We start from the raw sequence: 24505 nt of genomic DNA, 5'->3' as shown, positions 1-24505 counted from the left end.
TGCTATGAAGACGAAATGAATTTCTGTCGTCTCTTCATCATGCGTCCCGTGGCGACGATTCTGCTCGCCCTTTCGCTCCTGGCGGCAGGGGCCATCTGCTATCCGCTGATGCCCGTCGCGAGCCTGCCCGATATCGGTTCATCGACAATCAATGTCGAGATCGAACAGCCTGGCGCCAGCCCCGAGCAGATGGTCAGCTCGGTCACCACGCCGCTGGAACGCTATCTCGGACAGATTGCCGGGGTGAAGCTGATCGAATCAGACAGTGAAAACAGCTTCGCCTATATCCGCATCGATTTTGTGGAATCCCGCAATATCGATGGTGCCCTGCGCGATGTTCAGGCAGCGCTGAGAGCCGCACGCGCCGACCTGCCGCAAGGGACGCTCGACCGTGACCCCTACGCCTACAAGGACGACCCGACTTCCCAGCCGGTCTATCTGCTCTCTCTGACCTCAGACGTCATGACGCTGCCGAAGCTGTTCGACCTTGCCCAGATCAGGGTCAAGCCGCTTCTGGCGCAGATCAAGGGCGTGGGCCATGTGCAGGCCGTCGGCTCTGCCGCCCCCGCCGTGCGCGTGGATGTGAACCCCTATGCGTTGTACAAATGGGGCGTAGGCTTTGAAGACGTTCGACAGGCCCTTGCCTCGGCCAATGCCAACACACCCAAGGGCTTTCTCGATTCCGGCGGCCAGCGCCTCATGCTGGAGACAAACGACCAGGCCGAGGATGCAGCGCAATATCGCGATCTGATCATCGGCTATCGCAACAACATCAACCCGATACGGCTTTCTTCTGTCGCCGAGGTCAGTGACAGCGTTCAGGATCTGTATCAGGCGGGGTATTTCAACAACAAACCTGCCATTACCCTGATCGTTCGCGGCCAGCCCAAAGCCAATACGGTCAAGATCGTCGATGCCGTCAAAGCCCGCATGGCCACACTGCGTGCGGTTCTGCCACCCGGCGTCGAGATGGATACGGCCATCGACCTCTCATCGAGCATCCGTGCCTCACTCGATGATACGCAGCTGACGCTCGGCATCTCGATCATTCTCGTGATCGGCGTCATTCTGGTGTTTCTGCGCCGCCTGCGCTCGACCATCATTCCTGCCGTCACCGTGCCCATCGCGCTGATCGGCACGTTGGCCGTGATGAAATGGCAGCATTTCACCCTCGATATCATGTCGCTCATGGCGCTCACCATCTCGGTGGGCTTCGTGGTGGATGACGCCATCGTGGTTCTGGAAAACATTGCGCGCCATATGGAAGCCGGCATGGACCGCATGAGTGCGAGCCTGAAAGGCTCGTCGGAGATCGGCTTCACCGTGCTCTCGATCACGGCCTCTCTCGTGGCCGTCTTCATTCCGCTGCTGTTCATACCCGGTCAGGTCGGCGCGATCTTCTACGAATTCTCGATGACCATCGTCTCGGCGCTGCTCATCTCGCTGGCCCTGTCACTGACCCTCACCCCCATGATGTGCGCCTACTGGCTGGATGTCGAACATGAAGAGCCAACCGGGCCGGGGCTGCGTGACCGCACCTTGCGTCTGATCGATTTCGTGCTCGATGGCATCATTGCCCTTTACGCCCGCACGCTGCGCGTGGCGCTGCGCCATCACATCCTGACGGCGCTTACCCTGCCTCTGAGCTTCATCGTGCTCGTCACCTCGATTGTGCTGATGCCCAAGACGGGCGTCCCGGCGCAGGATATCTCTCTGGTGGGTGGCTCGATCAGCGGCGACGACACCATGTCGTTCTCCCAGATCACCCGGCGTATCCATTATGTCGGTGAGGTCATGAAAGCTGACCCGGATGTTCTGTCTGTCACCAGCTGGAACAACAGCAGCAGCGATGGTCAGCTTTTTGCCCGGCTGTCTGACAAGCGTACCCGCACACGCACCGATGTGCAGATCGTCGACAGCATACGCAAGAAGCTGGGCGATATGCCCGGCCTGCGTACCTCGTTCTTCTCGGCGGGTGATCCCAATGGTGGCGGCGGTCAGCATCGTAGCGGCGCCTATCGTTACGTGCTGCGCGACCAGGATCCGGTCGAGCTCAAGCTCTGGGTGCAGCGTCTTGCCGCAAAGCTGCGCAAGAACCCGATGATGACCACGGTCACGACCAATGTCGAAGGCCATGGCGCCTCGGTACACGTCAAGCTGCGCCGCGACACCGAGGCCCGCTATCTGGTCACGCCACAACTCGTCGGCAATGTGCTCTATGATGCCTATGGCCAGACCGTGGCGTCACGCATCCATACAGACATCACCACCCATTCCGTGGTGATGGAAGTCGCCCGCGCCTATCGGGAATCGCCTGAGCAGCTTCGCAGCGCCTGGATCTCGACCGCTTCAGGCACCCCCTCGGGCGCCGTGCGCTCGAACCAGATCCGGGTAAAAACCACCGGCAGCAGCTCGGCCTCGACCGCGACACAGCTCAGCGAGGCCTCTCTGCGCAACGCCATCGCCAACCAGATCACGGGCAACAACTCCAATGGTTCGGCAGTTGCCTCTTCCGTCGAGACCATGATCCCGCTCATCAACGTGGCCGATCTGGTGATGGAGCCCACCCCGATGGAGATCGACCATCAGCAGGGCATGACCTCGACCGCGATCAGCTTCGATCTGACCGATGGCAAGACCTATGAAGACGCCCGCAAGCTGATTGAAAGCACGATGAAGGACATGGGCGCGCCGCCCGGTCTGACCGGCGAGTTTTCGGGCCTTGCAGGTGAAACGAAGGACATGCTCGTCAACGAGCTTCTGGCTTTCGTGGCCGCGCTTTTTGCCATGTATATCGTTCTGGGCGTGCTCTATGAGAGCCTGATCCACCCCTTTACCATTCTCTCCACCCTGCCCTCAGCCGGTATCGGCGCCATTCTCGGGCTCTGGATTGGGGGCGAGTCGTTCAGTCTCATTGCCATGATCGGCATGATCCTGCTTACCGGCATCGTGAAGAAGAATGCGATCCTGATGATCGACTTCGCGCTTTATGCCGAAAAGGAGCTGGGCCACACGCCGCGTGAAGCCATCTACGAGGCCTGCCTGACGCGGTTTCGCCCCATCCTCATGACAACCCTCGCCGCTGCGCTCGGCGCTGTGCCTCTGATGGTCGGGCATGGATACGGGTCGGAAATGCGCCGACCGCTCGGCATCGCCATTGTTGGCGGCATGCTCATCAGCCAGTTGCTGACACTCTACACCACCCCTGTCGTCTATCTTTACATGGACGCGATCGGTCGTTTCGGCACACGGTTGTGGCACCGTTTTGTGCCCAGGCGCTCTGCTCCGCTCACAGCCCCGCTCCCTTCTGAAAGCTGAAAGCCCGTCATGTCTCTCAAAACCCTCAGCCCGGCCTTTCTGCTTTGCGCCAGCCTGCTGACACCCGCTTTCGCAGCGTCTGCCGCCCCGCTGCATCTGTTCAATGCGCCTGCCCTCTCGCCTGATGGCAAGCTTCTGGCGACACTGGACACCACCGAACAGCCCGATTCCGATACGACACCTGTGCCGTTTCTCGTTCTTCGCAGCCTGCCGGACGGCAAGACGATGACGATTCTTCTGCCCTGCAAGGACTGCATCCCCTCCAGCCCGAGCTGGAGCCCCGACGGCACGCATCTGGCCTTTATCGTCAGGCAGAAAAACACGCAGAACCGCCAGATCATGCGTTTGACCAGCACGGGCAAAGACCTGGAAACCCTGCTGAAATTCACGGGTTCGCTGCAGGATCTGCGCTACGGCCCCGACGGGGGGCTGGCCGTGCTCGCCATTGCCGATGCACGACGCGACCCCGGCGCCTTGCAGGCCGGTGCACCGGAAACAGGCGAGATCGACGCAAAGGAAGACGAGCAGCGCATCGCCACGGTCGAGAAGAACGCCCTGCACTGGCAGTCGCCCGATGGGCTCTATGTCTATGAGTATAGCTGGCAGAAAGGCACCCAACCCGCCTTTATCGGCACGGCGGCCAAAGGCAATGGCGACGCCCATTGGTGGCAGGCCCATCTGTCGCGCTTTTCAGACGGGCAGGAGAAAATTCTCTACACCCATGCCCTGTCTCAACAGATTGGCCTGCCTCTGGTGGCGCCCGATGGCAAGAGCGTGAGTTTCGTGGCCGGTCTGATGAGCGATTTCGGCTTTTTCGGTGGCGATGCCCTGCAGATCGATCTGACCACGCCGGGCGCGGCGCCTGTCACACTGACACGGAACAGCAAGAGCACCGTGACAGGGCTGAGCTGGTGTCAGGGACGATTGATCGCCTCAGCCATCGCCAGCCCCAAGACGATGCTTCAGGCCCTCGACGACAAGGCGCCCCTCATGGTGAGTTCCGATGATCTGCTTTCCGATGGCGGCGGCGAACCGCGCCTGATCTGTGCAGGCGACCAGAGCGTCGTCATCCGCCAGAACTTCACAAAAGCCCCTGAAATCTGGGCAGGCAGGATTGGTGACTGGCAGCAGGTCACCCATCTCAATGAGGGCCTCTCCGTACCGGTCAAAGCCGCAAGCGTCAGCTGGACGAGCGACGGGTTTGCCGTTCAGGGCTGGCATCTGGCCCCCGTCTCGCGCCCCACGCCCATGACCCATGACGGCAAGGTGCCAATGATCACCGTCATCCATGGCGGCCCGTCTTCAGCCGTCACACCGCGCTTTCTGCGCGCCAATGGCGATGCCGCCGTGCTGCTGAAGGCAGGCTATGACCTGTTCATGCCCAACCCGCGCGGCAGCTATGGCCAGGGCGAGGCCTTTACCATGGCGAACCGACGCGATTTTGGATATGGCGACCTGCGTGACATCCATCGCGGCATCGACGCGCTCGAAAAAACGGCCCCGATCGACGAGACCCGTCTTGGCATTACCGGCTATTCCTATGGCGGTTACATGACCATGTGGATCGTGACACAGACGAACCGCTTCAAGGCAGCGGCAGCCGGTGGCGGCATTGCGAACTGGCAGTCCTATTACGGACAGAACGGCATTGATGCCTGGATGCCTCCTTTCTTTGGCGCCACGGTCTATGACGATCCGGCCATCTACGCCCATTCTTCCCCGATCACCTTCATCAAGCAGGTCAGGACCCCGACCTTCATTTATGTCGGCGCCAATGATGTCGAATGCCCGCCTGCACAAAGTCTTGAATTCTATCATGCCTTGCGCGCGCTCGGGATTCCGACCAGCCTTGTGATCTACCCCGGTGAAGGGCACGGCATGCGCGGGCGTGACCATGCGATCGATGCCCAGAAGCGTATGCTGGCCTGGTTCGATCGCTATCTGAACGCCCGGGATACAAAGCGTGCCACGGCGAACTGAGGGCGTTCAGTAACGTTTGGCCCGAGAAGCTTTGGAGTCGAGATGCGTAATAAAAACCAGGCACCGTTCGCCAATCTGCTGGCCCCAGTCAGGCTGGTTGTCCCGGCTTTCGTTCTCGGCTGCGCGCTCTCGGCCTGTGCCAAAGCCCAGACGGTCGAGGCCCCGCCCCTGCCCAGTGCAATCACCACGGCAAAACCGGCGGCGCCTTCCGATCACCCGGCATCAGCCCCCATCATCATTCCGCCCCTGCCCGTGGTCCCGGAAGCGCAGGCGCGTCTTGAGGCAAGCCGCCTGACCGTACAGATGAAGAAATCGGTCAAGCGTTTCACCACCTATACTCCCGAGATCCGTCAGCGCTTCATCCGCCTCGCACGTGCCGCCATTGCCAGCACCAACACGCCTATCGACCGCCCCCAGCTTCTGATGGTCGTCGATCGCAATCCCAAGGTGCAGCGCCTCTGCTTCGTGCTGGCCATGCCGGGCAACGCAGATTGGGAGACGCTGGGCGGCACGCCTGTCTCGACGGGTCGGGCCGGACGCAAATTCTATTACATCACCCCGACAGGCGTGTTCATCAACACGCCTGATCGTCTCGGCTATCGCGCACTCGGCACCAAGAACGAGAACGGCATCCGCGGCATCGGCGCCAAGGGCATGCGGGTCTGGGACATGGGCTGGCACAATGCCGTCAAGGGCTGGCGCCCCGATCACGAAACGGGCGATATCCGGCTCGAAATTCACGCGACCGACCCCGACTTCCTTGAGCAGCGCCTAGGCCAGACGGCGTCGGAAGGCTGCATTCGCATCCCCGCGACCATGAACGTCTTTATGGACAAGAATGGTCTGCTCGATGTGCAATACGAACAGGCGGCCAGCTATGACGAACGTTTCCGTGCGCTCCTGCCCAAGGACCGTACACCGAGCCCTATTGCAGGCGATGCGCTCGTTGTCGTGGACTCAACCGAAGCCGTTCAGGCCATTTCTTCCGCCACGCTCGGGCATCAGACCCTGCCCAGCCATCACGAGGGCTGATCCCCCACGCTCACGCCCGCCGTTCCGGCAAGGCAAGACCGGGAAAGGCCGCCTCAAGCGACTGCGCAACGAGGCGCGTGGCAGCGGGAAGGGACCGGGCCTGATCGACGCAGAAGCATAATTCGAACGGTCTGATCTTGCGGTTGGCAAGCGGTACGAAGGCCAGAGACCCGTCGCCTACCTCCTGCATGACATCAACAGAGCTCAGGATACTGATCCCAACCCCGTTTCTGACCAGCGATTTGATGGTTTCGATGTCGTCGGATTCACAAACCGGAAGTCCCTCCTGACCCGTCTCGGCGCTCAGCCAGGCAATCTTCTGCGCCAATGCCAGCGGTGCAGAAGGAGCAATCAGCGGGTAGGCAACTCCCTGGCTGAACCGTGCCTCATCCTGTTCCGCCAGAGGATGGCCGGGCAGGGTAACAAACCCCAGAGGGCAGGCAATGCTGGCTCTGACAGAAAGCCGCGAGGACATCACCGGATCAAATACCAGCGCCAAATCACCCTGCCCCTCAATGAGGGCTGGCCCGATCTCATGATTGGCCCTTACCAGCACACTCAGCGTGATGCCCGGATGCTCGGCGCGCAGGGTCGCGACCACACCCGGCACCATTCCGCGCGCCATGGCTTCGGGTATGAGCAGCGTCACATGACCCCGCCTCAGCCCCTTGAGATCGTCGATTTCCGTTCGGCACGCCTCCAGTTCGCGCTGCCAGCGTCTGGTCTGTACCAGAAGAAGCGCCCCCGCCGCGGTCAGCCTGAGCCCTGAGGGCAGCCGCTCGAATAGCGGCGAGCCGAGGGATTCTTCACCGAGCAGGATCTGACGATCGATCGACGACGCTGAAATGCCCAGAGCCTCCGAGGCGCGCCTGATGGAACCATGCTGGGCGACGGTCATGAAATAACGCGTGAAGCGGGAAAAGACAGGCATGGCAGGCGCTCTCATTTTTAGAACGGTCAATGAGATATTTCGATATATCGTCGAACACGTTGATAATGGGATTGTTCCTGATGTTCCAGCATCACCCGGCGAGGCCCCATGTCAGAAACTCTCGAGCGTCCGGTCCAATTGCCGCGTCAATGCAGCTTCGATGCCGCAGATTGGGCGATCCTCTCGCGCTTCTGGTATCCGGTCGCCCTGTGCCGCGATATCGGTACAGCCCCCACGGCGGCAGTACTGCTCGATGAAACGCTGGTGATCTATCGCGCGGGCGACGAGATTGTGGTCGCACAGGATCTCTGCCCGCATCGCGGCGTGCCTCTCAGCCTTGGTTCGGGCAATGGCGAGAGCATTGCCTGTGCCTATCACGGCTTTCGTTTTGGTCAGGCGGGGCGATGCGTCAAGGTGCCTGCGCATCCTAGTTCGGCCATCCCCGGCAAGCTGCATCTGAAGACCTTCCCGGTGCGTGAGCGCTACGGTCTGGTCTGGACCTGCCTCGCAGGTGAGACAGCTCATGACGTGCCGGAAATGCCGCACTGGTATGAACCCGGCTATCAGCAGATCACCTGCCCCTCGATCGACATTGCCGGATTTGCGGGAAGACAGGTAGAGGGGTTTCTCGACGTCGCGCATTTCGCATTCGTACATACCGACACCTTTGCCGACCCCGAAAACCCGGTCGTCCCGCCCTATATGCCCAGAAGAACCGAAGCGGGCTTCGAGGTCGAATATCGCAGCTCCGTTGGCAATTATCCTATCGGTGTGGAAGGTCGGGCGCCCGAGGGCTTCGAATGGCTTCGCCATTTCCGCACCTCGCTGCCGTTTACGGCGACGCTCGAGATCCATTTTCCTGATGAGGGTCGGCTGGTGATCATGAATGCCGCCTCTCCCGTTTCAGCCCGCAAGACACGCATGTTTGCGCCGATTTGCCGCAATTTCGATCAGGATATTCCGGTGGAGGCCGTCTATGAGTTCAACCGCCGTGTCTTTGAGGAGGACCGGTTGCTCGTCGAGGCACAAAAGCCCGAATGCCTCCCTCTCGACCCAACACTTGAGGCCCATATCATGGCCGATCGCAGCTCCATCGCCTATCGCAAGGGCCTGCGTGATCTGGGGCTGAGCCGCTTTTTCATCGCCTGAAAATCGACCGGCGCGTGGTTCTGACGGGAAATGCATGGCTCCTGCGCCGAGAAATCATATCCCGTCAGGCCTGTGCGTCTTGCCTCGTCTCGCCGGGTGGCTTCCTCTGACACAGGAAAAGAGGGAGCTTCTCAGGATCATGGTCACGACCAGAACCGAACACGATCTTCTCGGCACACGCGAAGTCCCACGTGACGCCTATTACGGCATCCATACACTGCGTGCCGTCGAGAATTTTCCGATTACCGGCCGCCAGATCAGCGCCTATCCGGAACTCATCAACGCACTGGCTGCCATCAAGCAGGCAGCGGCCCTGAGCAATCGCGATCTGGGGCTTCTCGACGCCTCGAAAGCACGCGCCATCATTGCCGCCTGCGAGGATGTGCGTAGTGGGCAGCTGCACGACCAGTTCGTCGTCGATGTCATTCAGGGGGGCGCTGGCACCTCGACCAACATGAACGCCAATGAAGTGATCGCCAATCGGGCGCTCGAGCATCTCGGGCGCCAGCGGGGCGATTACAGCGCGCTCCACCCTATCGACCACGTCAATATGGGCCAGAGCACGAACGACGTTTATCCCACGGCCCTGCGCATTGCGGCCATTCATGGGGTCAACCACCTGACCGACGCCATGACCGTGCTTCGCAAGGGCTTTATCGCCAAGTCACGGGAATTCCATGACATTCTCAAGATGGGACGTACCCAGCTTCAGGATGCCGTGCCCATGACGCTGGGGCAGGAATTCCAGACCTATGCCGTCATGCTGGATGAAGACCAGAAACGCCTCAGGGAGGCGACCCTTCTGATCAGCGAGATCAATCTGGGCGGCACCGCCATCGGCACACGTATTGCGAGCCATCCCGATTTTGCCGTCACGGTCTGCTCGCATCTCAACCGGATCACCAATCTTCATCTTCTGACGGCGAGCGACCTGATCGAAGCCACTCAGGATTGCGGCGCTTTCGTTCAGGTTTCCGGCGTGCTCAAGCGCTTTGCCGTCAAGCTCTCGAAAATCTGCAACGATCTGCGTCTGCTTTCCTCAGGCCCTCGCGCCGGGCTGAATGAGATCAACCTGCCGCCCATGCAGTCGGGCTCTTCCATCATGCCGGGCAAGATCAACCCGGTCATTCCCGAGGTCGTCAATCAGGTCGCTTTCGAAGTGATCGGCAATGACCTGACCGTCACCATGGCCGCCGAGGCCGGTCAGCTTCAGCTCAATGCTTTCGAGCCGATCATTGCCCATAGCCTTTTCAAGAGTCTGACCCATCTCCATGCGGCCTGCCTCACTCTGGAATCGCGGTGCATTCGCGGCATCACCGCCAATACGGCCCAGCTCGAGGCCATGGTAACGCACTCCATCGGCCTTGTGACCGTTCTGAACCCCTATATCGGCTATGAAACTGCCACGGCTATTGCGCTCGAAGCGCATCGTACCGGACGTGGGGTGATCGAAATCGTGCGTGAACGCCAGCTTGTGCCGGAAGAGACACTGGAGAAGATTCTCTCTCCCGAAGGGCTCTGCCATCTGCACAAGGCTGAGCCGCTCTGACGCGCTTAAATTCGGGACGCCTGCCTGAGGGGCCGGCGCCCTTAACGACAGGCGTTTGTACCAAGCGTCAGAATGGTCAGGGTTCAGTCCAGAGATTCGTCGGGCTTTTCGCTCCAGGCTGCCTGAACGCCGGGGATGCGCATCAAAGGCGTGATGACCTCATCGGGTTTTTTCATGCCGTGCACATGGATGGTGAGCAGAAGCGTTTCGCCCTGTCTCTCCTGCGAGACATGACCCAGCGTGAAACCCAGCCCGGTCAGGGTAGTGGCAACGGTCTCGGCAAAATCGACGTCCGGGTCGCCCCGTACGCTTATCTTGAACCCGTGACGTGGCGCGCGCGGCATGCGCAACAGCCAGCCAGGGGTGAGAAACATGATCACCAGATAACCAAGTGTTGTCAGCAGGGCAACGATGGTCATGCCCGCACCGCAGGCCATGCCAATGGCAGCCGTGAGCCACACTGAAGCGGCAGTCGTCAGGCCGCGCACGGTGTCACGTCGCATGAAAATGACGCCGCCGCCGATGAAGCCGAGACCCGAGACAATCTGTGCCGCCACACGGGAAGGGTCGACTTCGACACGGCCCGGCACCAGCACGTCATCAAAGCCGTATTTCGAGATGAGCATGAAAAGGGCGGCAGACACGCCAACAAGCGTATAGGTACGAAAACCTGCCGCTTTCTGTCGGTATTCGCGCTCGAGCCCGACCAGTGCAGACAGAAAAAACGCCAGCCCGAGCTCCTGAAGCTGGAGCAGCCCCTCACCCGGAATATGTGCAAACAGACCCGCCGCCTGCATGACAGCCTCCCCTCGAAACAACGCCCTTGCGGACACGAAGCGGAGTATCGCTCACTCATGACAAGTGCGACAGCCTCTTGGCTTGCTCGAATCGCCCGCGCCCATGATAGAGGGACGCTGTGACTATGACCGATACATCCAGACCTTCCGCGGCCGATGATGGCCTTACCGCGCTGCTGCGCCGCTCGCCCCCGGCCAACCCTGAGGCCGAACGCGCCCTGCTGGGCGCGCTTCTGACCAATAACAAGGCCTATGAGCGCGTTTCCGACTTTCTGGTCGCCGCGCATTTTGCCGACCCGCTGCACGGGCGCATTTTTGAGGCGATCGCCCGGCGTATCGACCGTGGCATGCTGGCTGACCCCATCACCATGCGCGCCGAGTTCGAACATTCCGGCCTGCTGGATGAAGTCGGCGGTCCGCAATATCTGGGCCAGTTGCTCATGGCCATGGTGGGCATCGTCAATGCCGGCGATTATGGCCGCGCCATTCATGATGCATGGATCAGGCGCCAGCTGATCGAAATCGGTGAGACGGTCGTCAATAACGCCTATGGCGCCCGTGCCGATCTGGAAGGTGGCGACCAGATTGCCGCCGCCGAGGAAACCCTGTTCAAACTCGCCACCGACAAGGGACAGGATGGCGGATTCGTCAGCTTCGAACGCGCCCTGACAGGCGCGCTCCAGGTGGCAGAACAGGCTTTCCAGCGCACGGGCGATGTCAGCGGCCTTACCTCGGGTCTGCGCGACTTCGACAAGAAAACCGGTGGTCTGCATCCTTCCGATCTTCTGATCCTTGCAGGCCGTCCAGCCATGGGCAAGACGGCTCTGGCCACCAAGGTCGCCTTCTCGGCTGCCCAGGCCTTGATGCGCGAGGCGGAAGACAAGGGAACGAAGCCACGCGGCGCCGTGGCAATCTTCTCGCTCGAAATGTCGGCCGAGCAGCTCGCCACGCGTATTCTGTCAGAACAATCTGAAGTCTCGGGCGAAAAGATCCGACGGGGCGATATCGGCCAGCGCGAATTCGACCGCTTCGTGCGCGTCTCTCGCGAATTGTCAGAACTGCCGCTGCATATCGACGACACGCCAGCCATCTCGCTTTCGGCCATGCGAACACGCTGCCGCCGTCTGGCGCGCACAAAGGGGCTGAGCCTTGTGGTGGTCGATTATCTCCAGCTCATGCGCCCCGCCATCGGCACCAAACCGGAAAGCCGCGTGCTTGAAATCTCGATGATCACGCAGGGGCTCAAGGCGATTGCGAAAGAGCTTTCGGTACCGGTCATCGCGCTGTCGCAGCTCTCACGTCAGGTGGAATCGCGCGAGGACAAACGCCCGATGCTCTCGGATCTGCGTGAATCCGGCTCGATCGAGCAGGACGCTGACGCCGTGATGTTCGTCTATCGCGACGAGTATTATCTGCAACAGCGCATGCCCAAAGACAGCGCCTATGAAAGCATGGATAAATATCAGGTCGCCATGGAAGAGTGGCAGCGCAAGATGGCGCTCGTGCACAACAAGGCCGAGCTGATTCTGGAAAAACAGCGTCATGGACCGACTGGTACCATCTCGCTTTTCTTCGAAGGCGAATTCACCCGCTTCGGCGATCTGGATACCGTCCACGACGTGTGATCGAGGCCGGCGCCATAGCAGACATGCCGGTCGTTCCGTTCTGTCCGCACAGATCTCTGAAAGATCGGCGGGCGAGCGGCGCCAATGGGTGCAGGGCGTCTTGCATGGACCGTACTCGCCAAGCGCGTTCCGCCCGCACAAGCCATCGCCGTATGCGAATATGATTCTTTTCAATAGGCGCCCATTATTGGCAGATAATTCTCTATAATTACTGCAATAAATCGACCCGTGCGGCGGAAATTACTAACAGACCACCAGCACGTGTTGTCCTGTTTCGTTTTTTCGCAAGAACGCGAGTTTGGCTCCCACAACCAGATCAATAAGCCACGATGCAACAGTGTCGGCACACCAGATTACGCTATCGTCAACGATACTTAACAGTTCACGCACCACTATAAATATTAGGGGCCCGATCATTACCAGCGCCATCGGATTCCACCGGTCACGGCCGCTGAACCCGGTGGCGCGCCGAGGCGGGTGTCGCGATGACCTGCAAAAAAATTGGCCGTGAGATCGAGGCCGGGAATACCGGCAACGGGCAGGGCAAAGGTGGTGGTAATGCCGTGCTCCATCGCGATGGGCGATGACTGGTTCTGCTCGACCGATATCGGGCCGTATCGCCGCAGCACAGACTGCATGGAAGGCGCGAAAAAGGTCTTGGGCGGGGCTTTGGCCGAAATGCTCAGATCAAGCCCTGAGCCGTGGGGCAAAAGCGGAGCTTGGGTCAGAAGGCTGCGCTTGCCGGGTTCGGCAGGAGATCCGTGCGACCGGGGTGGCGGGACGAAATACCCGGCCTCGGCAGCAAAACAATGCCCCTGCGATACCAAAAGGCATAACAGTGAATAAAACAGCGCTTTCTTATTATTTCTGTTTTCAGGCATAGAATCAGTTCTATACCTGAAAAAGCACAAAAGGGCGTCACTTTTCATGACGCCCGGTTACTGTCAGAACGAAGCCGTATAAGGGTTGGGGCCCGTGCGGCCATCAGCGCGATCAAGCGTTTCGATGCGCTTCATATCGTCCTCGTCCAGGCGGAAATCGAAAACGTCGAGATTTTCATCGATCCGCTTCGGATGAACCGATTTCGGGATGACAATATTACCGAGTTCGAGATGCCAGCGCAATGTGACCTGCCCCGGCGTCTTGCCGTGCTTCTTGGCGATGCTGGTAATGATCTCGCCATCGAACCCGGCACCGCGTGCAAGAGGACTCCAGGCCTCGGTGCGGATATCGAGCGACTCGTTAAATGCGCGCACTTCCTTCTGTTGGAACGAGGGGTGCAGCTCGATCTGGTTGAGCACCGGCTTGACCCCGGTTTCCTCGATCAGTTGGGTCAGATGCTCTGGCTGGAAATTGCACACGCCGATCGACCGGATACGCCCGTCATTCTTGAGTTTGATCAGTGCCTTCCAGCTTTCGACTGCGAGGCCCGTTTTCGGCATGGGCCAATGAAGCAGATAGAGATCGACCACATCGCGACGCAGCTTGCGGGCGCTCTCATCAAAGGCGCGCATGGCATTGTCGTAGCCAAGATCATTCGCCCAGAGCTTGGTCACAGCATAAAGATCGGGGAAATCCTGCAGCGCGTCACCGACGCCACTTTCATTGCCGTAAAATGCGGCCGTATCGACCATCTGATAGCCTGCCTTGGCCGCATAACGCACGATCTCCGCCGTTTCATCAGCGGGGGTCTTGTAGACACCAAGCCCGAATTGAGGGATGCGCGTGCCGTCATTGAGCGTCAGATGCACCTGCTCGCCATCGGCGCGCAGGGTTGCAGAAGAAAGCCCTGCGGAAGAATCGGTACGAGACATGAAGATCTCCTTGCTGTCGCTTTGAGAGCGATATTTTTCAGTAGTCTAGCGGCCCGATCTACGCCGGGTTGCAACACGAAACCGAAAACCGGTCATCAACGCGTGAACAAAGAGACGCGAGACTAAGGTCCATGGGGCAAAAACTCTTCGCTCGCCCGGTTCTTGACCGTGAGACTCTGTGTTAGGAACGAGGTGTCATGATCGCTGCAGCAGAAACCCAGTCTCACACCCCGTCCGACCCCACGGATGCGCCCCTCATTCTGGCGTTGCCGAAAGGCCGTATTCTCAAGGCGCTCGGCCCCGTGCTGGAACGCACCGGACTTTTCAAAGATGGCAGTGCCATCGGTGAAGGGACACGCAGCCTGCGCTTTCCGACGCTCGACCCCAATGTCGATGTGGTGCGTGTGCGCTCTTTCGACGTTGCGACCTTCGTGGCCCATGGGGGCGCGCAGATTGGCGTTTGCGGTGCCGATGTGCTGATGGAGTTCGACTACCCTGATATCTATGCCCCGCTCGATCTGGGTATCGGCGGCTGCCGTATTTCCCTTGCCCAGCCTGTCGGTATGGGCACGCATGACACCAATGCCGCCAGCTCGCATATCCGGGTGGCGACCAAATATCCCACCATCACGCGCCGCCATTTTGCCGCCAAAGGCGTCAATGCCGAGATCGTGCATCTGCATGGCGCGATGGAGCTGGCGCCGACACTCGATATGGCAAGCGTCATTGTCGATCTGGTCGATACCGGCTCGACACTCAAGGCCAATGGTCTGCGCGAAACCGATGTCATCGCCCATGTCACGAGCCGCCTCATCGTCAATCGCGTTGCCCTGAAGACCCGACCCGATGCCATTCGTGCCCTGATCGAGCGCTTTCGCAACGCCCTGCAGGAGAATGCCGCATGAAATGGCTCCAGAGCAGCGACACGGATTTCGAGACCCGCCTCAGCAGTCTTCTGGCCGATCGCAGCGCGGTCGAGACCAGCGTCAGCACCCCGGTTCGCGACATTATCGCCGCCATACGCACCCAGGGCGACATGGCACTTTGCGATTACACCGCGCGCTTTGACCGGCTGGCCCTCACGCCGGAAACCATCCGTATTTCCGAAGCCGAGATCGCCCAGGAGGCGGACAAGGTCGATGCAGAACTGATGGAGGCACTGACCCTCGCCGCCACGCGCATCGAGTCCTTTCATCGGGCACAGATGCCGTCTGACCTCTCCTATACGGATGATGCCGGTCTGACGCTTGGCATGCGCTGGACATCGCTTGATGCGGTCGGGCTGTACGTGCCCGGCGGCAAGGCCGCCTATCCTTCATCTGTTCTGATGAATGCCCTGCCCGCCCGTGTGGCCGGTGTCGAGCGCATCGCCATGTGCGTGCCCTGCCCCGATGGTGTGCTCAACCCCCTGGTGCTTGCGGCAGCCCGTGTCTGCGGGGTGAGCGAGATCTATCGTATCGGCGGGGCTCAGGCCGTGGCTGCGCTCGCTTACGGCACCGCTACCATACCGCCGGTCGATCGTATCGTCGGGCCGGGCAATGCCTATGTGGCAGAGGCCAAGCGTCAGGTCTTCGGCCATGTCGGCATCGACTCGATTGCAGGCCCTTCAGAAGTGGTCATCGTCGCTGATAACCGCAACGAGCCGCGCTTTGTCGCGCTCGATCTGCTGGCTCAGGCCGAACATGACGAACTCGCCCAGGCCGTACTGATCACCGATGATGCCGCCTTCGCCCAGACCGTGGTCGAGGCGCTCGAAAACGAACTGCTGACCCTGCCGCGCGCCGCCATCGCCGGTAAATCATGGGCCGATCACGGCGCGGTGGTGATCGTGCGCGACTGGGCAGAGGCCGCGCAGATCGCCAATCGCTTTGCCTCCGAGCATCTGGAAGTGATGCTCGACGACCCGGAAGGGTTTGCAACGCAGATCCGCCATGCAGGCGCCATGTTCCTCGGGCGCAACTGCCCCGAGGCCGTAGGCGATTATGTGGGCGGCCCGAACCATGTGCTGCCGACCAGCCGCACGGCGCGTTTTGCCTCGGGCCTGTCGGTTTTCGACTTCCTCAAGCGCACGACATCTATCGCCGCCGATGCCAATGGCTTGCGCGCGGTCGGCCCTGCTGGTGTTGCGCTTGCCCGCGCCGAAGGGTTGGGGGCTCATGCGCTCAGCCTCTCGGCCCGACTCGACGCGCTTGGGTGGAATCAGGGCTGATAGGGCCTTTTTCACCCCGGCAAATAACCAAGAAACTTGACGTAACGGCCTACAGCCAGCACATACGCGGCAGAATTTTTACTGCCGGGGCTGGCACAGCCCCTTTTTCTGGCCTGTTTCAGCTTCAATCCCCATAAGGACCCCAATGTCAAAAGAAGACATGATCGAATTCAGCGGCACCGTTACCGAGCTGCTCCCCAATGCCATGTTCCGCGTGACCCTCGACAACGAACACACCATTCTCGCCCATACCAGCGGCAAAATGCGCAAGAACCGCATCCGCGTTCTGGCCGGTGACCGCGTCAATGTTGAAATGACGCCGTACGACCTGTCCAAGGGCCGCATCACCTTCCGTTTCAAGTAAGAGCGTTTTCATGACGGACGGCACAAGGCCGGAGCTGATCCTCGCCTCGGCATCGCCCCGGCGGGTCGATCTTCTCCGCCAGATCGGTCTCGTCCCCGACCGCATCGACGCTGCCGATCTGGATGAATCGCCGCGCCAGAACGAGACACCACGCCTGTGCGTGGCCCGTCTGGCCCGCGCCAAAGCCGAAGCGGTTGCCGCCCGCACGACAGGGCCAGGCCTGATCCTTGCCGCCGACACGCTCGTTGCGGTGGGTCGGCGCATCCTGCCCAAAGCCGAAGATCGCGCGACGGCAGAACGCTGCCTGCGCCTGCTCTCGGGGCGGCGCCATACCGTACTGACCGCAGTCTGCGTCATGCCGAGTGCCGCCTGGGCAGAAGGACGCATTGTGGAACGTCTGGTCGAAACCGACGTGACCTTTTCCCGCCTGACCAAAGGCCAGATTACCGCCCTGCTCGATCAGGGCGACTGGCAGGGCAAGGCAGGTGGCTATGCGCTTCAGGGCGCGGCAGCGTCGGTCATACGCTATGTCGGGGGTAGCCCCTCCGCCGTGATCGGCCTGCCCCTTTTCGAAACCGCCCAGATGCTGCGCGGCCAGTCCTTCCGCTTTCTGGCATGAAAGAGTGCCGTATCGCCTGGTCACCGGGCGAGGCACGCATTGCCGTTTGCGATGGCGATGACCTGATCGATTTCGCCCTCTGGCGCCCTGGCATGCCCGATGGCTATGGCGACACGCATCTGGTCAGGGTGCAGAAAGCAGCCCCTGCGCTTGGTGGCGCGTTTGTCACTCTGGCCGATCACAGCACAGGCTTTCTGACTGGCACCCATCAGGAAGGCGCTCTGACAGCCGCTCGTGTGACCCGCAGCGCCCAGAACGGTAAGGGACTGCGCCTCAAGCCCGTTTCCGGCAAGGCGCCTGAGGGCGACACCCCCCGACTTGTCGCGTACGGCCCGACGCCACTTGAAGACATTGCCGCCCGCTATCCCGATCTTTCTTTATGCTGTGACGATCCGGCGCTCATGGCGCAGATACCGGCAGCACTGAAGCCACGTATCGAACGTGTTCCCCAGGCTTTCGACGCCGTGCTCGAGGCCTACTGCGATGAGCTGGCCACACCACAGGCCACGCTGCCGAACGGACTGCGCGCCACCATCACCCCGACCCCGGCCCTGACAGCGATCGATCTGGATGATCCCTCTCCCGATCAGCGCCGCCAGATGGATGGCTTTACCGCCAATCGCAACGCCTTCCCGGCTTTGGCGCGTGAGATATCTTTGCGCAATCTGAGCGGGGCCATTCTGATCGACCCGGCAGGGGTTCCTCTTCGCAAGCGACCGGCGCTTGGGAGCTTTCTGGCCGCCGCCTTCGCAGATGACCCGATGCAACCCAAGATGCTCGGCGCCACTTCACTCGGCCTGCTGGAAGTCGTGCGTGTCAGGGGGCGCGCGCCTCTGCACGAAGCGCTTGCCAGTCCCGGCGGGCGCGGCCTCTCGGCGCTAAGGCAGATCCTGCGTGACAGAAGCGGCAGGAAAGCTGGTGGCACCCCGGTGCTGCGCGCTTCTCTGGGCGTCGTGCGGGCTCTGGAGGCCGATCCGGAGGCGCTGGCGCAGTTTGCGCTATGCTGGGGCGCCTCTCTGACCCTTACGATGATGCCCGATTACCCGGATGCCTATTGGAGTTTTGCACCATGAGCCTCTGCCCCATCTGCAAGCGCCCCACCGAGACGGCGTTTCGCCCGTTCTGCAGCAAGCGTTGTGCCGATATTGATCTGGGACGCTGGTTCAATGAGAGTTACAGCGTGCCATCCGTGTCGGAAGACGAAGAGGAAAAAAACGTCTTCCCCCCGCTTGATCAGCATGACGGGTTAGAGTAAACCCCCTCTCACACCGTTTGGTGACGGTGCCCAAGTAGCTCAGTTGGTAGAGCATGCGACTGAAAATCGCAGTGTCACTGGTTCGATCCCGGTCTTGGGCACCATTTTCTTCCTGAAAAACTTATTTCTGCTTCTGCCAGGTGCAAGATATCCTGCAGGTAGACGCATTTCGACATTCCAGATCGGATGGACCTGGAACGTGCTCTGTCGAGAAAACGGTCGTCGCTCAGTTCGCCCAGGGCATGAAACCGATCTTCCCGAAGCGGTTCTCATCTGGGTCACCTTTCATGAAAAAAAGGACCGCGATGCCGATAAAGGGAATGAGCGAAAGGAGCGCTGCCCAGCCAGACCAACCGCAATCATGGCAGCGTCTAACACTGGCAGAGATCGTTGCTATCAGAACAAAAAGACTGATGAGCAAATAGGCGGCTGTCAGGCCGAGCTGGATGATCTGGGCGTGAGCATCCTGATCATCCAGGAGATGCGTAGCATAATCAGAAACGCGTGTACAGGCAGGCATAAACAGCCAGCAGGCAATGATAAAGATAGCGTAATCGGCTCTGGAAGTACGTCCCTGAAATTGAAATGCCTGTTTCAGTCCCATCAATACAGCGTCCATATTCTTGTTCCTTATTCAGTCTATTTCGCTTTTTAAGGCAGAAAGAGAGAATTGGAACAGCACCATTACGCGATAACGTTATGCGACAATAAGAAGCTCTTGCCGCCCTCCAATATGAGCCGGGAAGAGCCTGCTCAACTCAGGCCAGCAGACCGCCATCGACCGCGAGGGCAGACCCGGTAATATAGCTTGAACGCTCATTGACCAGGAACGACACGACATTGACGATGTCTGCAATCTCGCCATAGGCGCCGGTCGCAACAAAGCCTGCGAGTACTTTTGCGGCTTCAGTATCCGACGGATTCATGGCGGTATTCACAGGTCCCGGCTCGACAACATTGATGGTGATGCCACGATCGCCGAGATCGCGCGCCACACCCTGGGCAAAGCCGCGCAGCGCCGCCTTGGTGCTGGAATAGAGCGACAGACCCGGCAGTGGCGCACGTCCACCGAATGACGAGCCCATAAGAACGATACGGCCACCGCGCTGCATATGCCTGACGGCACACATCGTTTCGATCATCGGGCCGCGCACATTGAGATTGAGCCCGGCTTCGATGATTTCGGGCGTGATGTCGTCAATCGTGCCCTTGGGATACATGCCCGCATTGCACACCAGCACATCGAGACGACCAAAAACGCGAATTGTTTCCGCAATGACCTTCTCATTCCCCTCAACCGTGCTGCCATCGGCATTCACGGCCAGAACACGACGACCAAGCGCCTCAACTTGCCTGATCGTATCCTGCGCACTGGCTGCATCACGCGGATAGGAGAAAGCAATATCATAGCCTTCGCTGGCCAGCTGGCGGGCAATACCAGCGCCGATGCCGCGGCTGGCACCGGTCACGATAGCAATTTTTGCAGTCATCACTTTGTTTCCCTGTTCTGAAAAATGGCAAGAAAGGCGTTCAGCCCGAGATATCTGAGAGCGTCCGTCACCAGGATGAATTCGAGCATCGCTCAGGCCTGCAACAGGCGACAGGAGCGATCCAGCGCCCTGACATTGCGGCAGAAATCCTTGAGCATCTCTCGTTTCTGAGTTGCAGACAGACGAATCTGGCGTCGCTCGAGTCTGCTGATCTGCTCACGCCAGGCACGATACAGAAGCCGGATATCCTTCCGGCACGCCGTAGTCCGGTACGTCTGTGCGACATTGCCGGTGCGGGGTGCGAGGATATGGTTCTGCATGACTGGCTCCTGTTCGGGGGTAAAACACCTGTCCCTTTCGGACAGGCGCAGAATGCGCAGACACGAGCCGCCTGCGTTATCTCAGGATTCCGAAAAACTTGCCTTTTTTTCCCACAATGTGATGATTGGGCCATGATAAATCAGGATACGACTGCGCAACTCAGAGAGGTTCAGGCGCTCGTTCGTCTTCACTGCCCGCGCAAGAGCACGAAGACCGCTATCGACTATCTGACGCTCTATCACTCCGACACGACCACTGACCCGCTCCTTGTGGTCTATCAGCCGCGCATCTACCTGATCATCCAGGGTGCCAAGACCATACGCATCCATAAACGCAGCTTCGATTACGATCAGAATCACTATCTGGTCGCGACAGTCGATCTTCCGCTGTCGGGCCGCATCACCCGCGCCTCGCCTGATGAGCCCTATCTTGCCGCCTGCATTGCCTTCGATCCCGCTGAAATTGCCGAGATTATCACGCAAACCCATGCCGATCCGGGGCTGAAAACACCGCTGCGCGCCAGCCTGGGCCTGAGCCCGGTCACTCCTGATCTGCTGGACGTGCTGCGCCGTCTACTCCACGCTCTTGATAACGAGCAGGACCGGGAGTTTCTTGCGCCCATGCTCAAGCGTGAAATGATCTATCGGGCGCTGCAAGGCGACCAGCGTCATGTGCTGCACGAAATTGCCGATCAGAAAAGCGATGCCTCACGCATCAACCGCGCTCTGGCATTTTTGCGTGCGTATTTCATGGAAGAGACTGACATGGCGCATCTGCTGCGCCTTGCCGGAATGAGCCAGTCGACCTTCTACCGCAAGTTTCAGGAGGTTACGGGCATCTCGCCTGTGCAATATCGCAAACGCCTGCGCCTGCAGGAAGCACGCCGCCTGATGCTGAGCGAAGACAGGCTGGCCGCCGATGCCGGATTTGCCGTGGGTTATGAAAGCCCCTCGCAGTTCACCCGCGAATACAAGACGATTTTCGGCCTGCCCCCGCATCAGGACGTCAAACGCATTCGTACCATCGGCGTGGAGCGCTATCGCGAGCTGAACGAGGATGTCTGGATCTGAAACGCCCGCTCCCCGTCATGATGCATTGCGTTACACGATCATTCGCCCCCGCTTCTTGGCTGAACCGTGTTTTGAGCGCAGGCTGATCGGAAAAAGACCGAGGTATCGTTATGCGTATTCTGTCCCTTTGCGGCGCGATTCTGACCCTGACCGCCTGTTCGCATCCACACCCGCCGCAGGATGACAGCCGCGCCGCCCTGCTACGCCCTGTAGCCTCGACTGGCAGCGCGCCCTCGAAAGACGCCCCGCCCTCAGACCACAAGCCTCATGGCCATATGTATATGGGCTCAGGTATGGGCGCCTCGCATCTCTGATCTGCTGCTGAGGCATACCGACGGCAGAAAAAGAAACTTAGTCCTGCGTATCCGGGAGGTTATCGCATGGGGCTTTTGCGACTCTGGCTTTTTTCGAACCAATCAGTCGTCTGAGCGAGAAAGTGTCCCCTACAAAACAGCGTCTGAAAAGCAGCAGGCAAATCAGCACAAGACAGGACATGCTGAAAACCCTCGCCAGAGCAGCTTGACTGCAATGCCATAGCTGATCTGGAGATATCTCGAAGCAGGCTGAAAAGAGATCTCATGCCATAACAGGCCAAAGAGATAGATTGTGCCATTGAACGCCAGAACGAGCGCCGTAATTGTATAGCGGACGAGAATATAGAATAGGATGATCAGAATCGCGATATCGAGCAGCTTCGAAAGCGATCGTGTTTTTCTTATCATGCCAATTGCGCCCTTCCCGCTCATCAGTCCCCTTCTTTAATAGGAAGAGACGAGCAGGTCAGCACCTAGGCCGGACAGTTCTGCGTGAGAACTGCTGCTTTACTTGATCGCGTCGAGCACGCCTGAAACGGTCAGGATCTGCGGCAGGACGACGCCCTCCTTATGGGGAGCATAATAGACATAGAGGGGCACGCCATCGCGCCAATGCGCCCGCAGATAGGCACTGATGGATTCATCGCGATTGGTCCAGTCACCCTTCATATAAGTGATGCCCTGAGCCTCAAAGGCCTTCTGCACAGGCGCAGATTGAAGGGCCACGCGCTCATTGACCATGCAGGTGATGCACCACGCCGCCGTCATGTCGATGAAAACCGGCTTGCCCTCCTCACGCAACGCGGCAAGGCGCTCGGGCGAATACGCCACGGCTCCTGTCTCAGCCTTTGCCTCGACAGGCGCATTGGCGGCAACACCGTTATCGATACGCGCCAGGCTGATCCCGGCCAGAACCAGAACCACCACAGCCACAACACGACCAAAAATCACGCCCGGTGTGGCGCCCTTGATCATGGCCTGACGCTGGGTCGTGCCGAACAGCCAGGCCACAAGCCCCAGCCCTACCGCACCGCCAAGACCTACAGGCAGGATCATCGCCCCACGCTGCACACAGGCCACCCAGAAAAGCCAGACAGCCGTGCCAAGAAGCGGGAAGGCCAGAGCCTGCTTCAGCACCGCCATCCAGGCACCCGGTTTCGGCATATGCCTTGCGAGGAAAGGAATGGTGGCAATCGCAACATAGGGCGAGGCCAGACCGAACCCCATGGCCAGAAACAGCGCGAGTCCTGCCCAGGCCGGTCCGCTCAGCGCAGCTGCAATGGCGGCCCCCATGAAAGGCGCCGTGCAGGGCGTCGCCACGATCACGGCCAGAAGCCCCGTCAGCATGTCACCCCAGACACCATGGCGCGGCGTGACATCCTGGCCGATACGCCCCAGCGTCACCTCGAAAACACCCAGAAGGTTGAGCGCCATCATGACCAGCAGCCAGGCGACGCCGATCACGAAAATCGGTGACTGGAACTGAAAACCCCAACCGGCAGCGGAGCCGACACTGCGCAGCACGATCATGGCCACGCCCAGAGCGGCGAAGCTGCCCATCACCCCGGTCGTATAAGCCAGAGCACTCCTGATCTGTTCATGGCGATGACTACCCCCCAGACGGGCGAGCGAGAACGCCTTCATGGCCAGAACGGGAAAAACGCAGGGCATCAGATTGAGGATGAGCCCACCCAGAAACGCGAAAACAAGCATACGCCACAATGCCGCCTCGGCCGGGGCTGGCCCTGCGGGAGCGGATTGTGCCACTGCCATCTGGCTGGTCTTGATCCAGAGCGCCGTCTGCTGACCGGCCTTGTCCTGAAGCACGACGATCCCGGACAGACCCGTCGGCTTGTGCGCTGCATCGATCCAGTTGAGCTTGAGGGTCAATCCGCCCTCGCTTACGCCCAGCTTCTGCGACGCAACCTGATCGATGATCCCGGTCTCAGAGGGCATGAACCACGCCCTGTCGATGCTGGCCGAAGAAAGGCCCTTGCCACTGAGGCTCAGCAGGCCGTCCGGTGCGAGGGAGGCCGCAAAAGGTGATGGCACAGGACTCGCCTGAGCTGCATGAACGAATAATGGCCCTTCGGCAGAACTGTTCGCCACAGCCTTGCCAGCAGGCAGATCAAGGGTGAAATCGCCTTGTTCGGGCACACAGGTGGCCGCGCAGACCAGCCATTCAGCGTGAGCCTTGAGCGTAACGCCCCCTGCCTGCCCTTCGAGCTTCAGCGCCTGGGGCAGAAGCACATCGCCCGTATAGGCGTAGGACATCAGCCCGCCTTCACTGATACGGACAGGCGTGGGGAAATTAATCGTCTCGCTCTGCCCCGTCATGGCGCCGCTTGCCGTCACCTTGAGCGTTGGCGGCTCACCGGCATCACCGGCATTGAGCCAGTAGGTATGCCAGCCGGGTTTGAGCTGCAGACGCAAACCGACATGCAGGGTGTCGCCGGCGGCGACCGCATCACGATCGGTTACCAGTGTAGCGGTGTCATGAGAGGAAATGACAGGCTGGCTCTCTGCGGCAGAAGCAGGTGCGTTGCCCAGGGCAAACAGGAACACAGGGAGAGACAGGACAAGAAAAGACAGCTTGCGCAGCATCAGACCGATCGCATCGTTGGAAGAGAATTGCCGACCGCCCCAAGGACGCGCCATAGAGGTCATT

The 24505-nt window shown here is 60.0% G+C and carries 23 protein-coding genes and 1 tRNA gene; 15 read left to right on the top strand and 9 right to left on the bottom strand.

Going from position 1 to position 24505, the window contains the following annotated elements; all coding sequences use genetic code 11:
• Positions 1-15: 15 nt before the first annotated feature.
• Genes IEV53_RS13905 through IEV53_RS13895 form a run of 3 tightly spaced genes read left to right on the top strand, consistent with a single transcriptional unit; the run spans position 16 to position 6330 of the window.
• Positions 16-3318 (top strand): efflux RND transporter permease subunit, encoded by a 3303-nt coding sequence (locus tag IEV53_RS13905; protein ID WP_188427436.1) that lies wholly within the window; start codon positions 16-18, stop codon positions 3316-3318.
• Positions 3319-3327: 9 nt separating this feature from the next.
• Positions 3328-5298, top strand: a complete 1971-nt coding sequence (locus tag IEV53_RS13900; protein ID WP_188427435.1) for an alpha/beta hydrolase family protein — start codon at positions 3328-3330, stop codon at positions 5296-5298.
• Positions 5299-5340: 42 nt separating this feature from the next.
• Positions 5341-6330 (top strand): L,D-transpeptidase, encoded by a 990-nt coding sequence (locus IEV53_RS13895; RefSeq protein WP_229719909.1) that lies wholly within the window; start codon positions 5341-5343, stop codon positions 6328-6330.
• Positions 6331-6340: 10 nt separating this feature from the next.
• On the opposite strand, the gene IEV53_RS13890 is transcribed toward IEV53_RS13895, so the two are convergent.
• On the bottom strand, positions 6341-7261 hold the full coding sequence (locus IEV53_RS13890) for a LysR family transcriptional regulator (protein WP_188427434.1): 921 nt from the start codon (positions 7259-7261) through the stop codon (positions 6341-6343).
• A gap of 108 nt (positions 7262-7369) precedes the next feature.
• Here IEV53_RS13890 and IEV53_RS13885 point away from each other — a divergent pair, with 108 nt between their 5' ends.
• Positions 7370-8410 (top strand): aromatic ring-hydroxylating oxygenase subunit alpha, encoded by a 1041-nt coding sequence (locus IEV53_RS13885; protein WP_188427433.1) that lies wholly within the window; start codon positions 7370-7372, stop codon positions 8408-8410.
• A gap of 139 nt (positions 8411-8549) precedes the next feature.
• Positions 8550-9959, top strand: coding sequence for an aspartate ammonia-lyase (aspA, locus tag IEV53_RS13880; protein ID WP_188427432.1), 1410 nt, complete (start codon positions 8550-8552; stop codon positions 9957-9959).
• An 83-nt stretch (positions 9960-10042) separates the two neighbouring features.
• Here aspA and IEV53_RS13875 read toward each other — a convergent pair whose 3' ends face one another.
• Complete coding sequence (locus tag IEV53_RS13875) at positions 10043-10756, bottom strand: MgtC/SapB family protein (protein ID WP_188427431.1); 714 nt, start codon at positions 10754-10756, stop codon at positions 10043-10045.
• Positions 10757-10881: 125 nt separating this feature from the next.
• Between IEV53_RS13875 and IEV53_RS13870 the strand changes: the two genes are divergently transcribed.
• Positions 10882-12381 (top strand): replicative DNA helicase, encoded by a 1500-nt coding sequence (locus tag IEV53_RS13870; protein ID WP_188427430.1) that lies wholly within the window; start codon positions 10882-10884, stop codon positions 12379-12381.
• A gap of 416 nt (positions 12382-12797) precedes the next feature.
• Here the strand turns inward: IEV53_RS13870 and IEV53_RS14835 are convergent, their stop codons facing one another.
• Both IEV53_RS14835 and IEV53_RS13860 read right to left on the bottom strand, forming a co-directional pair.
• Positions 12798-13262 carry a hypothetical protein gene (locus IEV53_RS14835; protein ID WP_229719908.1) on the bottom strand — a complete coding sequence of 155 codons (465 nt, stop codon included), beginning with the start codon at positions 13260-13262 and terminating at the stop codon, positions 12798-12800.
• A 63-nt stretch (positions 13263-13325) separates the two neighbouring features.
• On the bottom strand, positions 13326-14195 hold the full coding sequence (locus IEV53_RS13860; RefSeq protein WP_188427429.1) for an aldo/keto reductase: 870 nt from the start codon (positions 14193-14195) through the stop codon (positions 13326-13328).
• A gap of 197 nt (positions 14196-14392) precedes the next feature.
• Here IEV53_RS13860 and hisG point away from each other — a divergent pair, with 197 nt between their 5' ends.
• The 7 genes from hisG (at position 14393) to IEV53_RS13825 (ending at position 18746) form a co-directional block, all read left to right on the top strand.
• Positions 14393-15100: an ATP phosphoribosyltransferase gene (gene hisG, locus IEV53_RS13855; RefSeq protein ID WP_188427428.1), complete on the top strand. Its 708-nt coding sequence runs from the start codon at positions 14393-14395 to the stop codon at positions 15098-15100.
• A complete protein-coding gene (hisD, locus tag IEV53_RS13850) occupies positions 15097-16404 on the top strand; it encodes a histidinol dehydrogenase (protein ID WP_188427427.1) in 1308 nt (435 codons plus the stop codon). Before hisG ends, hisD begins: the two co-directional genes overlap by 4 nt.
• Before the next feature lie 145 nt (positions 16405-16549).
• Positions 16550-16768 (top strand): translation initiation factor IF-1, encoded by a 219-nt coding sequence (gene infA / locus IEV53_RS13845; protein WP_023979930.1) that lies wholly within the window; start codon positions 16550-16552, stop codon positions 16766-16768.
• A gap of 10 nt (positions 16769-16778) precedes the next feature.
• On the top strand, positions 16779-17387 hold the full coding sequence (locus IEV53_RS13840; RefSeq protein ID WP_188427426.1) for a Maf family protein: 609 nt from the start codon (positions 16779-16781) through the stop codon (positions 17385-17387).
• Positions 17384-18460 (top strand): ribonuclease E/G, encoded by a 1077-nt coding sequence (locus IEV53_RS13835; RefSeq protein ID WP_188427425.1) that lies wholly within the window; start codon positions 17384-17386, stop codon positions 18458-18460. The genes IEV53_RS13840 and IEV53_RS13835 overlap by 4 nt, the downstream gene beginning before the upstream one ends.
• The gene (locus IEV53_RS13830) at positions 18457-18642 is read left to right on the top strand and encodes a DNA gyrase inhibitor YacG (RefSeq protein ID WP_188427424.1); all 186 of its coding nucleotides are present in this window, start codon (positions 18457-18459) and stop codon (positions 18640-18642) included. The genes IEV53_RS13835 and IEV53_RS13830 overlap by 4 nt, the downstream gene beginning before the upstream one ends.
• A 28-nt stretch (positions 18643-18670) precedes the next feature.
• Positions 18671-18746 (top strand) — tRNA-Phe (locus tag IEV53_RS13825).
• 122 nt (positions 18747-18868) lie between these two features.
• Here the strand turns inward: IEV53_RS13825 and IEV53_RS13820 are convergent.
• The 3 genes from IEV53_RS13820 to IEV53_RS13810 all read right to left on the bottom strand — a co-directional run bounded on the left by IEV53_RS13820 (position 18869) and on the right by IEV53_RS13810 (position 20452).
• Positions 18869-19261, bottom strand: coding sequence for a DUF805 domain-containing protein (locus IEV53_RS13820; RefSeq protein ID WP_188427423.1), 393 nt, complete (start codon positions 19259-19261; stop codon positions 18869-18871).
• A gap of 139 nt (positions 19262-19400) precedes the next feature.
• Positions 19401-20132 carry an SDR family NAD(P)-dependent oxidoreductase gene (locus tag IEV53_RS13815; protein ID WP_188427422.1) on the bottom strand — a complete coding sequence of 244 codons (732 nt, stop codon included), beginning with the start codon at positions 20130-20132 and terminating at the stop codon, positions 19401-19403.
• A gap of 92 nt (positions 20133-20224) precedes the next feature.
• Positions 20225-20452, bottom strand: coding sequence for a hypothetical protein (locus IEV53_RS13810; protein WP_188427421.1), 228 nt, complete (start codon positions 20450-20452; stop codon positions 20225-20227).
• A gap of 132 nt (positions 20453-20584) precedes the next feature.
• On the opposite strand from IEV53_RS13810, the gene IEV53_RS13805 reads away from it, so the two are divergent.
• A complete protein-coding gene (locus IEV53_RS13805; protein WP_188427420.1) occupies positions 20585-21523 on the top strand; it encodes an AraC family transcriptional regulator in 939 nt (312 codons plus the stop codon).
• A gap of 110 nt (positions 21524-21633) precedes the next feature.
• Positions 21634-21837, top strand: coding sequence for a hypothetical protein (locus tag IEV53_RS13800; RefSeq protein WP_188427419.1), 204 nt, complete (start codon positions 21634-21636; stop codon positions 21835-21837).
• A gap of 162 nt (positions 21838-21999) precedes the next feature.
• On the opposite strand, the gene IEV53_RS13795 is transcribed toward IEV53_RS13800, so the two are convergent.
• Together IEV53_RS13795 and IEV53_RS13790 are read right to left on the bottom strand one after the other, a co-directional pair.
• The gene (locus tag IEV53_RS13795; protein WP_188427418.1) at positions 22000-22269 is read right to left on the bottom strand and encodes a hypothetical protein; all 270 of its coding nucleotides are present in this window, start codon (positions 22267-22269) and stop codon (positions 22000-22002) included.
• 75 nt (positions 22270-22344) lie between these two features.
• Complete coding sequence (locus tag IEV53_RS13790; protein ID WP_229719907.1) at positions 22345-24504, bottom strand: protein-disulfide reductase DsbD family protein; 2160 nt, start codon at positions 24502-24504, stop codon at positions 22345-22347.
• Between the last annotated feature and the right edge of the window lies 1 nt (position 24505).

This window comes from Asaia siamensis (assembly GCF_014635085.1).
Taxonomy (GTDB): domain Bacteria; phylum Pseudomonadota; class Alphaproteobacteria; order Acetobacterales; family Acetobacteraceae; genus Asaia; species Asaia siamensis.
This window is presented reverse-complemented; position numbering and strand designations above follow the sequence as displayed.